Source organism: Mucilaginibacter yixingensis, from assembly GCF_041080815.1.
Classification (GTDB): domain Bacteria; phylum Bacteroidota; class Bacteroidia; order Sphingobacteriales; family Sphingobacteriaceae; genus Mucilaginibacter; species Mucilaginibacter yixingensis.
On record NZ_CP160205.1, the window covers coordinates 4,465,698 to 4,478,332 of the forward strand.

Below are 12,635 nucleotides of genomic sequence, written 5' to 3' on the forward strand. Positions count from 1 at the left end.
AAGATTTGTGTTTGTTTCCTTGTGCTCTTTGCCTTTGGCAGGGTGATGTCTGCGTACGCACAGAACCCGTCGCCCAGAGATACCAGCAATCGCACCAGGACGCCTATCCGCACCTATGACTCGCGTAATAATCAGCTGCGCCGCGGCTATCTCGATCCTGATCCACCAGGACTGGTTCGCTCTATCGAGTATGACCCTACTACCAATCAGTACATCCTCTACCAAAAGCTGGGCAACTTTAACTACCGTCCGCCAATTTATCTTACGGTTGATCAGTACATGAAGCTGATGCAGAGTGTTCGCTCACGCGATTACTATCAGCAATTGGCCAACAACTACGCCTATCAATCGCAGCAACCGGGCTTTATTCCGCAGATCCAGGTTCGCAGTCGCACGTTTGAGCAGATCTTTGGCAGCAATACCATAGATATCCGTCCGCAGGGCTCGGCAGAGATGATCTTTGCGGGGCAGGTAAACAGCAACCAGAACCCGCTCTTCAACACCAATCAGCGCAGCCAGTTTAACTTCAATTTTGATCAGCGCATTCAGATGAATGTGACGGGCAACATTGGCGATAAATTGAAAATTGCCACCAACTACAGTACCGATGCCCAGTTCCAGTTTGAAAATCAGATCAAGCTGGACTATACAGGTCACCCGGACGAGATCATCCAAAAGATTGAAGCCGGTACCGTAAGTATGCCGCTGCCAACCACACTGATTACCGGCACACAGGCGCTCTTCGGCGTAAAAACCAAGCTACAGTTTGGCAAACTGGGTGTAACCAGCATTTTCTCGCAACAACGATCTGAGGCTAAAACCATCACCATTAAAAACGGTGCCCAACAGGGCGATTTCAGGCTAACGCCGGTGGATTACGAGGCCAACAAACACTACTTCCTGGCCCAGTACTTCCGCGACAATTACAACAAGGCGATGGCCAACATCCCTATCATCAGCTCAAACATTACCATTACCAAAATTGAGGTTTGGACCACCAACCGCACCAACAGCACCACAGACTCGCGCGATGTGCTGGCCTTCCTTGATCTGGGTGAGAATAAACCCTATAACACCACGCTGGTGCAAGGTGGTCTATCTGCCTTGCCCGCCGGCTTTAAAGGCCCGGGCTTTACTCAGCGCTCCAACACGCTGTTAGATGTATTGCCGGCCAATACCAAGCTAACTAACTCCAGCACACAAAACGCCACCACCTTTTTTGCCAACACCGGCGGCACCGATAACTATGCCAAGCTAACCTACGCCCGCAAGCTAACGGACAAAGAGTTTACCTTGCACCCGCAGCTGGGTTATATTTCGTTAAACTACCCGTTGAATAATGACGAGGTACTGGCCGTGGCTTATCGCTATACTTATAACGGTGTAGAGTACCAGGTGGGTGAGTTTTCTACCGATGTACCGGTAGACCCAGCCAACCCAAAAATGCTTTACGTAAAGCTGTTGAAGAATGAGACCCTGAAAACCAACCTGCCTACCTGGAAGCTGATGATGAAAAACATCTACTCGCTGGGTGCGTACCAGGTTAGTCCGACGGATTTTAAGTTTTCTATTGCACGGTTGGACGAGAAATCGAACATTGAGAAACCCATTATGGATGAAGGTCAGCTTACCAAAAGCAAGCTCTGGATCCAGCTGATGGGTGTGGATAACCTGAACCAGCAGAACGCCAAGCAGCCCGATGGCTACTTTGACTTTTTAGAGGGAGTGACTATAGACTCGCAGAACGGGCGCATTATGTTCCCTACTATAGAGCCATTCGGTTCTGATCTGGCCAATAAATTTACCGCGACGGAGACAGATTTGAAAAGCCGGTACGTGTACCAGGCCATGTATGACTCGACTAAAACCATCGCCCAGCAATTCTTCCCAAATCTGAACAGGTATGTTATCAAGGGGACGTTCTCGGCGCAGTCGGGCTCTGAGTTTTTTCTGAACGCCACCAATATCCCTGCGGGGTCTGTAGTAGTAAGCGCGGGAAGCAACACCTTACAGGAGGGCGTAGATTACTCAATGGATTACAGCGCGGGCCGATTACAAGTGATCAATCAATCGCTGTTGCAATCTGGCCAGCCTATTACGGTAAAAATTGAGAATAACGAACTGTTTGGCGTACAACAAAAATCGCTGTATGGCTCGCGGTTTGACTATAAGGTGAACAACAAACTGGCCTTTGGCGCCACCATTATGCACCTGACAGAGCAACCCATCACGCAAAAAGAACTGGTGGGTGAGGAATCTATCTCTAACACCATCTGGGGGCTTGATGGTAATTACAGCTCGCAATCGCGCTTCCTGACCCGGCTGGTTGATAAATTGCCATTCATCAGCACCAAAGCGCCATCAAGCATCAGCATAAGCGGTGAGTTTGCCAAGCTCAACCCTGGCACACCAAGCGCCCTTAACTTTGCCGGCTCTACTAAGGGCACATCTTACCTGGACGATTTTGAGAACAGCCGCTCGGTCATTGATATTAAAAGCGCCGTAAACTGGTCTATATCGGGCACGCCGCAAATGTTCAGCGAATCATCGTTAACCGACAACCTGAGTTATGGTTACAACCGCGCGCGACTGTCTTTCTACAACATCGACCCAATATTTTATACACTGGCGGGCTCTAACGTACCACGCTTAAACAACCCCCGGTCTGAGCTTTCCAATCACTACGTGCGGCAGGTATTGGAGCAGGAGGTGTTTCCTTACAAACAATCAGTAACCGGCCAGGCATTGATACTGCCTACGCTTGATTTGGCTTACTACCCAACCATCCGCGGTCCGTATAACTTTGCGCCAACCGGCTTTAATGCCGATGGTACACTGCAAAACCCACGCTCGCGCTGGGGTGGTATCTTCCGCAAGCTGGAGACTAATGATTTTGAATCGCTCAACGTAGAGTTCATTGAGTTCTGGATGCTTGATCCGTTTATCTACAAAACAAGCTCGCAGGGTGGTGATCTGTACTTCAACCTGGGCAGCATCAGCGAGGATATTTTGAAAGACGGCCGCAAGAGTCTGGAGAACGGTCTGCCTGTTGACGGCGACCTGAGCAAGGTTGACGAAACCAACTGGGGCCGCGTACCAAAACTGCAACCGGTAATTAACGCTTTTGACACCAACCCTAACGCCCGTATTTTGCAGGACGTTGGTTTGGACGGCTTGAACGATGCCGACGAGCGTGCCAAATACGCCACAGTGATTGCGCAGATCAAAGCACAGCTTAGTCCGCAGGCTGCAGCTGCATTTGAGGCTGACCCTTCTTCGGATGATTATCAATACTATCAGGGCCCGCTGCTGGATCAGGCCAACGCCGGCATTTTGCAGCGTTACAGTCGCTACAACGGCACTGAGGGCAACTCTAAAACTGCAGAGCAATCTCAGGCTTTATTAGGCCTGTCTACATCGGCCTCTACTTCACTGCCTGACGGTGAGGACATCAACCGCGATAACAACATGAGCCTGGCCGACGAGTACTTTGAATACAAGGTATCAGTACGTCCGCAGGATTTTGTGGTGGGCCAGAATTTTATTACCGATAAGGTAACCGCCCAGGTGAAACTGCAAAACGGCCAAACCTCGTCGGTTAACTGGTACCAGTTCCGCATCCCAATTGCCAACTATCAAAAGAAATACGGCAACATCCAGGATTTTAAATCGATCCGTTTCATCAGGATGTTTACCACCAACTTTGCCGATACCGCTGTAATGCGTTTTGCAACCCTGCAACTGGTACGTGGCGAGTGGCGCAATTACAACGAAGAAAACAGCACTACCAAAGTACTGGCAGATCCATCGCTCACTAACCCACCGCTTGATAACTCAACGCTGGATGTTGGTACCGTAAATATTGAAGAGAACGGCACCCGCACACCAATCCCGTATGTGTTGCCTCCGGGCATTGACCGCCAGCGCGATTACAATAACCTGCGTACGGATACCCGTTTGAATGAGCAATCGTTATCGCTCACCATCAAACGCCTGCGCGATGGCTACTCCCGTGCCGCCTACAAGACTTTCTACAACGATTTGCGCAACTACAAGCACATGCGCATGTTTATCCATGCCGAGGGCGATCAGTTGCATAATAATGATCTGAACGCGTTCATTCGTCTGGGTACAGATTATCAGGACAACTACTATGAGTACGAGATCCCGCTGACGGTTACCAATCCGGGTACCAGCGATCCAAACTCCATCTGGCCCGATGCCAACTCCCTGGATATTGAGATGGACCTGCTTACCCGCGCCAAGCTGGCCCGTAATGTGGCCAGGTATAATGGCGGGGCCTGGCCATTGGATTTGCCGTACACCTTATCAGACGGAAAGAATAAGATCACCATTAAAGGCCAGCCCGATTTGAGCCGCCTGCGTACCATTATGCTGGGCGTGCGTAATCCGCTGAAAACGGCGGCGTCGGTTAATGATGATGGCATGGAAAAATCGGCCATTGTGTGGTTTGACGAATTACGTATGACTGATTTTGACCAGCGTGGCGGCTGGGCAGCAACCGGCCGCATTAATGCCAAGCTGGCCGACTTTGCCGATGTAACCCTATCAGGGGCGAAAAGCACCATCGGTTTCGGCTCGATAGACCAAACCATGGCCGAGCGTCAGCGCAGCGATAACGAGAGCTATGATGTGGCTACCAGCATGGAGTTAGGCAAATTCTTCCCGGATAAAAAGGGTATCCACATACCCATGTATGTCAACGTATCTACCCAAAGCAGCATGCCGCAGTATGACCCGGCCATGCCCGATGTGGAGCTGAAAGAAACCCTGGCCAACGCCCGCAATCAACAGGAGCGCGACTCGATACGTCATGCCGCGCAGGATTATACTATTCGCAAGAGCATCAACTTTACCAACGTACACAAAAACCGTACAGACCCTACCAAGCCGGCGCATGTTTGGGATATTGAAAACTTTAACGCTACCTATGCTTATACCGATTATGAGCACCATGACTTTACGGTAGAGAACGAACTCCAGAAAACCTACAAAGTGGCCGTGGCCTACAACTATACCGGTCAGCCTAAATACTACGCGCCGTTGGAGAAGATCATCAAGAGCAATCTGCTGGCGCTCTTCCGTGATTTTAACTTTAGTTTGAAGCCTACCCGACTGGCCTTCCAGATCAGCTTCGATCGTTTTTACTCAGAAAACACACTGCGTAATAACGACCCGAACAACTATATCCCTATCCCAACTACGTTTAACAAAAGCTTCAACATTACCCGCGTATATGGTATCGGCTGGAATCTGTCGAGATCGCTTTCGCTGGATATTGACGCCACCAACCTGTCTGTGGTAGATGAGCCGGCCGGCCGTATTAATGGTTTAAAACGAGACACCCTATGGGATAACCTGAAAAAACTGGGCCGTACCGTTAACTACACCCACACGCTGAACCTGAACTATACCACCCCGATTAACAAAATACCGGGACTGGATTGGACCAACGCCATTGTGCACTACAGCACCACCTTTAACTGGCAGGCCGCGCCGCTGTTTGCCATTAACTCGCCCACTTATGATGTGGGTAATACCATCCAGAACCAACGTACCATACAGATCCAGCCGACACTGAACTTTGCAGGCTTGTACAACAAATTTGGCTTTATGCGCCGCGCCAACAACAACAACGGGCCTGATGATAAGGGCGGCAGCCTGAATAAAACGCTCATTGGGTTATTAACCAGCTTGAAAACTTTCACCGGTTCATACACCCGTTCTGAAGGCACCTTCCTGCCGGGTTACCTGCCAAACTCTAACCTGGGTGGGCAGGATTTAAACTACAATGCGCCGGGCATTGGCTTCCTGCTGGGTAGCCAGGCCGATATCCGTCCGAGGGCTTTGGCCGGTGGCTGGCTGAGTACAGACTCGCTGCAAAACCAATTGTACAGCCAATCGCTGAATGAGAATCTGAACATGCGCGCCATCCTGGAGCCATTCCGCGATCTGCGGATTGAGCTGATTGCCCTGCGCACGAAAGACCGCACCTTCCAGTCAAACTTTAAATATGTAGCAGCACTGAATGGTTTTCAGGACCTGAGCCCGATTACCTCTGGTGATTACAGCGTATCGTTCTTATCTCTGAAGACCGCATTCTCTAAGGCTTACGGCATTGATAACCAATCCAGCGTTTACCAGAAATTCCTGGATGCGCGGGCGGTGATCTCGCAACGTTTAGGGGCGCAAAACCCTAACTCAGTATCGTCTGCCGGTAGTGGCGGTTATGCCGATGGCTATAGCAGAAACTCGCAGGAGGTATTGGTGCCGGCGTTCCTGGCTGCATATTCGGGTAAGGATCCTAGTAAAGTAAGCCTGGACAATTTCCCAAGCTTCCCGATACCAAACTGGCAGATCAGCTACAGTGGCCTGGGCCGCATCCCGTTGTTTAGCGACCTGTTCGACTCGTTCGATCTGCGCCACGGCTATCGCTCTACCTATAGCGTTAACAGCTACAGCTCGCTGATCCGTTATACCGAAACCAATGGTGGCGCCTCTGCACGCGATATTAATAACGACTTTTTACCGCAATTGCAGTTTACCCAGATTACCCTGTTTGAACAATTTGTACCGCTGATTGGCATGGATATCCGCTTTAAAAACCAGGTGAGTACCAACCTGGAGTACCGCAGTTCGCGCACCTTGAGTTTGAGTTTACTGAATAGTCAGCTGGCACAGCAGAATGAAAATATCCTGGTATTTGGTTTGGGATACCGTACCAACCACTTCCGCTTCCCGTTCGGCTGGTTTAGCGATTTGAAGATGAACAACGATATGAACTTTAAGCTGGATGTATCTGTGCGCGATACCAAGACCCTCATCTACCGCGCAGACGTAGGCTCGGCCGAGATCTCATCGGGTGCCAAAAACATCACCATGCGCCCGTCAATAGACTATGTGTTGAGCCAGCGCTTTAACATGAGTGTGTTCTATGATTCTAACATTACCAAGCCATATACCTCGCAAACATTCAACACCTCGGTAACCAACTTCGGCGTGAATTTGAAGCTGTTGTTGCAGTAGGTTTGTGAGAGGGAAAAACAACTCTGTTGTTGGATTAAAAAACCTTGTCATTGCGAGCAAGGTTGTGGGTTCGGACACCGCGCGAAGCAATCTCGTCGCACGCTTTAGTCCTGCGACGAGATTGCTTCGTCACACCCTATACACCTCCCACCTGTTCCTCGCAATGACAAATATTTATTAGCGCAGAAGTATTATCGGGCGAAAGACGAAGATCCCATTTTGCGCTTTCACAAATCCCCCCGTCATTCACTCATCCCTATCGCTCTTCCATTGCCCTCTCCCGCCGCTTCTCTGCGCGCTTGGCTTTGCGTTGGGCACGTTTAATCTGGCGTTCGGCTTTCTTCACTTTACGGTCAGCCATTTGGGCTTTTACATCGTGCTCCTTTTGTTCACCGTAGCCTACGCATTGGCGGATGCCTTTCAGCAGTGTTTTCCAAACAGTTTTAAAGAAAGCGTTATCGGGCTGCCGCTGTTCGTTTACATAAAACATTCTTGGCGCCAGGCCCACAGTATCCGGGTTGTTATGTTTGATGATCATCGCGTTAGCAAAAAGTGACATCAGCATCATTCTCTTCAGTTTATTCTGCGCAGTATCAGGCTTGAGGACCGTAATCTTCAGATCATTATATAACAGTGACACCTTGCCTTTTGAGTAGAACCGGTTGGCAGCAATATCAAAATCAAAGCTTTTCAACTGACCCTTATTTACTTTCACCATGGCCAGTGGCATGGTGGCAGAATTTACATCCTGCAGATCCATCGGGCCGAGATGGCCCTGGTAGCTGTAGGCCAGTTCGGGGTCGGCCAGGTTAAAATTCAGCCTTGCGGTCAGTTTACCGCGGTTCATAAAATAGCTGGTAAGCGTAATAGGACAATTAGGGTTTTTCTGCAAGGCATCCGGACGGGTGGTAACATTAAGCATGCGCCCTTCTGTACGACTAAATACTGCCGTCCCGGTTTTAAGCGAGCGCTTGTTCCGCTCTGTATAAGCCACATCAATATCTCTGAACAGCACGGTATCAATCTTCAGATCAAGTTTCAACTTATACAAGCCGGCATTAGGGAAAGTGGCAAACTTATCGTTGTTCCGCTGCACTTTATTCGGGTTGTTGAACACGCCCAGGCGGCCTTTGTTCAGCGTCATACTTTTGGCAGTGATGGTGCGGTATTTATGATAGCTCAGAAAATCAAAATCATTTACCTGCAGGCTATCCAGATCCATCATAAATCTATCGCTCTGACTTCTGCTGAAGAACGTATTTACATCAGCCGGGCGTACTTGCAAGCCGCTGATATTAAGCTGCGAAGTACGGGTTGATAAGCGTAAGTTTTTTAACTTATAGGTGTACAGGCCATTAACCGCTTTGCCGCTAAAATCATTCACCTCGGTAACGATGTCTTTGCAGTACAGAAACCGGCTCTTATCGGTCTGCGTGGCCGAGTCAATGAGCAGATCAGTCGCCGTAATATTTAACTCCTTTATACTGGTAGCCGCCAGTTTACCACCAGAATAATCATGATAATTGAACTGCACACCATTAAACTCAATGTGATTGATGTGTACTGATTTAAGCGACTTAGAGATGCGCTGATAGATGGTTTGCAGGTTAACCGCGGTATCCTTCTTATGGTTCAACTCATATTGAGCCTGCACCACCGGCGAAGACATAATTACGGTACCAATATCAAGTACATGCTCAAAATACAACCTAAATGGGTGGATATGCCGCAGCACCAGCTTTTTTACGTGCAGCCGGTAAAGGTTATTAGGTGCAACGCCTAACCGTTTGCGCTGTTGGTACACAGCGGTATCGGGTATAAAATCAATGTTATAAAAGCTCAGTTTCCCCTGAATAATATCCAGATCGGCATCGGTAAAATTGATCTGGTAAAGTCCGTTGGATGATTCGGCGATGGTGCTTTTGAGCTTTTTAGCCAATATGGGCGACCAGTAAACATCAACCACCACGCCTAAAACAGACACCACACCAAGCGCTATCACCAACGTGCGGGCCAGGCGCCGCTGCCAACGTTCTTTTAAAAAGCCTAACTTCATTAATCAGGGTTGTTTCTCTTGTTCTTTTTGCTGCTGGTCTTGCTGCTTTTGTTGTTCTTTCTCCTGCCGTTTCTGCTCGCGCCTGGCTTTGCGCTCCTCGCGATGCTCTTTGCGGTTCTCTTTAAACTGATGAATCTTGTCCATCAGCGTACTCACCTTTTCAATGGCTTTGTTTACCGTACCCTCTGTTTTTCGGTCAAAGCCAACGCTGGGTTTCAAACCATCCAGCAAAGCCTTGTACAGAAAACTGAAGAACGAAGTATAAGGATCGCGCCGCAAACTAACAGGGCCGGGCCTGAAATTACCTTTTTTATCCGGGTTATTATCTTCAATAATTAAAGTATTGGCAATTTTTGAGATAAAGCCCTGCTTCACCAATCCAACGCCCGAGGTGTCTTTCTTCAACAAGTCCACATTCAGGTTGTGGTAGTAAAACTGCACCATGCCTTTGCCCCCGTAATTGCTGGCATCTACATTAAAATCAAGCCGGTCAATATCGGCTGATTTTACATGCACCATGGCTAATGGGCGCACCAACTTATCCAACACCCGGCCATCAAACTTACCCAGATGGCCCGAGTAATTGAACGCCCCATTCTTAGCATTCAGGTTAAACTTAAAGTTGACCCTCAACGGCGCCGCATCCATAAACCAGGTGTTGATATGTGCCAGCATAAAGGGGTTTCTGCGCTTGGCATCATCATCATCAGTTACATTAAAAAACGTACCCGATGTATTACTAAAGTTGATGACACCGGTATAGCCAGATGTGGCATCGGCCTCGGCATATTTGATGGAGGTATTGTGCAGATTGAGGCGGGCCAGGCGCAAATCTAAAGCCAGCTTTTGCAGTTGCTGGTGCGGGTCTTTACCAATCTTGCTCTTTCTTTTGCCCGTTTTGTAGGCATTATTGGTGTATATCTCTACATCGGCATTGTTGATATCCATGAGTCCGGCGTACAGGATCTGATCGCGCAGGAAACGTTGTAAGTTGATGTTGCTGATGGCGATTTTTTTGAAGGACAGGTCAAAACGGTCATCCGTTCGGCCAAGCTTGGCAAAGAAATCATGTTTGCTGTAGCGGGGCTCCAGCCGGGCCTTGTCCAGTATCAGGCAACGTTGCGAGGTAGAGAAAAAGAGCTGCTTTACTTTTACGTAATACAAGCTATCGGCAGTAGCCAGCTGATAATTATGCAGGGTAAAGTTGATGCCCCTGGTATAGTAAAAGCGACTGGTATCTTGTGATGACAAAGAGTCTATCAGGATTTTGGAAATGCTGATATCCAGATGCCGGATGGCCGTTCGCTTAGTAACCGGATTGCTTTTGTTAATATAGTTCAAACTAATATCATTCAAGGCAATGGTATCAATCTTTAACTGCTTAAATACCTTACTGATGATCTGGTAAGGTGTTTTAGGCTTGCCCACCTTTACGGTGTCATTAAAAGGCAAGCGTTTATTGACGATGGTGAGGCTGGGTTTATCAATGGTAATGTTATCGATATTGAGAATTTTCTCCTGGTAGGCCTTCTTGGCGCCCACGTTTTTAATACTCAATTCTTTTACCGAGAGGGTGAACAGGTTATCGGGCGCTTTGTGTTTGGCCAGCAGTTTATTATAAACGGCGGTATCGGGCACCAGCTTAAAATTCTTCAATACAGCATTGCCGGAGGTGATATTCAGATCGAAATCGGTGTATTCAATATGATAAAGGCTATCGGTTGACTTGGCCACCAGCTCCTTCAACTGCGCCTGCAGCAAGGGCTTCCAGCGGTTGCCGGCAATATATTTCTGGTAATAAAACCAGGCTGCACCAACCACACTGCCAATAACCAGCAGAATTATACCGGTTACAATCAGCCACTTGGGGATTCCTTTTACTAGTCCGCGTTCTGGTCTCATCAGCTTTGCTTGGTATTAGATGGTATAACAAGCATTTGCTGATTTTGTTAATTGGCTGACAAATTGTCATTCTATTGATTAAATTTTTGTATTTTTGCACCTCAAAAAGTTTTTTGCTAATGGATCTGATCACACCGGATAAAACACATGACGAGGCAAGGCAGGGTGAAGCTTTAATGCTTGACGCTACGATGGGGAAGAATAATGGCCGCAAGCTTTATATTGAAAGCTACGGCTGCGCCATGAACTTTAGCGACAGCGAGATTGTGGCATCCATACTGCAGGAACAGGGTTTTGAAACCACTAAGGATTATAACAATGCCGATGTGGTTTTCATCAACACCTGCTCTATCCGCGAGAATGCGGAGCAAAGAGTGCGCAACCGCCTCAAAGAATTTACCGTAGCCAAGGTTAAAAACCCGGGCATGGTAGTAGGCGTGCTGGGCTGCATGGCCGAGCGCCTGAAATCAAAGTTTTTAGAAGAAGAAAAACTGGTTGACGTTGTAGTGGGCCCCGATGCCTACCGCGATCTGCCTAACCTGATAGACAAGGTAGACGGCGGCCAGAAAGCCGTAAACGTACTGCTGAGCCGCGAGGAAACTTACGCCGATATTAACCCTGTGCGTTTGAACAGCAATGGCATCAACGCCTTTGTTTCTATTATGCGCGGGTGCGACAACATGTGCTCGTTCTGCGTGGTGCCATTTACCCGCGGCCGCGAGCGTAGCCGCGATCCGCATTCTATTGTTAAAGAATGTACCGATCTGTTCAACGCAGGCTACCGCGAGGTAACCTTATTGGGGCAGAATGTGGACTCATATAAGTGGGCACCCCAAACAACCCTCCCCGAAGGAGAGGGCTCTGAAGAGCAGGCGGACAAGGAAGTACTCCCCCTCGGGGAGGATTTAGGAGGGGTAAACTTTGCCAACCTGCTAGAGATGGTAGCGCTAATTAACCCAGATCTGCGCGTGCGTTTCTCTACTTCGCATCCAAAAGATATTACCGACGAGGTATTGGAAACCATTGCTAAATATGAAAATATTTGCAACTACATCCACTTGCCGGTACAATCAGGCAACAGCCGCGTGCTTGAATTGATGAACCGTACTTATGACCGTGAGTGGTACATGAACCGGGTAGACGCTATCCGTCGCATTATTCCGGGCTGCGCTATTTCTACTGATATTATTACCGGCTTCTGTACAGAGACCGAAGAAGAGCACCAGGACACATTGAGCATGATTGATTATGTGGGTTATGATTATGCCTACATGTTTATGTACTCAGAGCGCCCGGGTACGCTGGCGGCTAAACGTTACGCAGATGATATTCCGGAGCCGGTGAAAAACCGCCGACTGAAAGAAGTAGTAGAGAAGCAAAGACACTATTCGTACGTACGCCTGCAAGAGCAAATTGGCAAGGTGCAACGCGTGCTGATTGAGGGTTTCTCCAAAAAATCAGACCAGGATTACTGCGGCCGTAACGACCAGAATGCTATGGTAGTGTTCCCTGTTGGTGAAAACTACAAACCGGGCCAATATGTAAATGTATTGGTTGATCGTACAACTACGGCCACGTTGTTGGGCTCTGTGGTTGATTAAGTTGAGTAGTTGGATTGAGTTAATTAAGT

4 protein-coding genes are annotated in these 12,635 nt (G+C 48.5%); 2 read left to right on the forward strand and 2 right to left on the reverse strand.

What is annotated here, in order from left to right:
* Positions 1 to 45: 45 nt before the first annotated feature.
* A complete protein-coding gene (gene sprA / locus ABZR88_RS18315; protein WP_107827407.1) occupies positions 46 to 7,047 on the forward strand; it encodes a cell surface protein SprA in 7,002 nt (2,333 codons plus the stop codon).
* Between the two features lie 256 nt (positions 7,048 to 7,303).
* Here the strand turns inward: sprA and ABZR88_RS18320 are convergent, their stop codons facing one another.
* Positions 7,304 to 9,103, reverse strand: a complete 1,800-nt coding sequence (locus tag ABZR88_RS18320; protein ID WP_107827408.1) for a hypothetical protein — start codon at positions 9,101 to 9,103, stop codon at positions 7,304 to 7,306.
* Positions 9,104 to 9,106: 3 nt separating this feature from the next.
* Complete coding sequence (locus tag ABZR88_RS18325; protein WP_107827409.1) at positions 9,107 to 11,005, reverse strand: hypothetical protein; 1,899 nt, start codon at positions 11,003 to 11,005, stop codon at positions 9,107 to 9,109.
* Positions 11,006 to 11,124: 119 nt separating this feature from the next.
* Here ABZR88_RS18325 and ABZR88_RS18330 point away from each other — a divergent pair, with 119 nt between their 5' ends.
* Positions 11,125 to 12,606, forward strand: a complete 1,482-nt coding sequence (locus tag ABZR88_RS18330; RefSeq protein WP_107827410.1) for a MiaB/RimO family radical SAM methylthiotransferase — start codon at positions 11,125 to 11,127, stop codon at positions 12,604 to 12,606.
* Positions 12,607 to 12,635 lie beyond the last annotated feature (29 nt).

Bases quoted from the DNA above. Each gene is read 5' to 3' on its own strand.
- sprA (WP_107827407.1), top strand. From the start codon at position 46: ATGTCTGCGTACGCACAGAACCCGTCGCCCAGAGATACCAGCAATCGC.
- ABZR88_RS18320 (WP_107827408.1), bottom strand. From the start codon at position 9,103: ATGAAGTTAGGCTTTTTAAAAGAACGTTGGCAGCGGCGCCTGGCCCGC.
- ABZR88_RS18325 (WP_107827409.1), bottom strand. From the start codon at position 11,005: ATGAGACCAGAACGCGGACTAGTAAAAGGAATCCCCAAGTGGCTGATT.
- ABZR88_RS18330 (WP_107827410.1), top strand. From the start codon at position 11,125: ATGGATCTGATCACACCGGATAAAACACATGACGAGGCAAGGCAGGGT.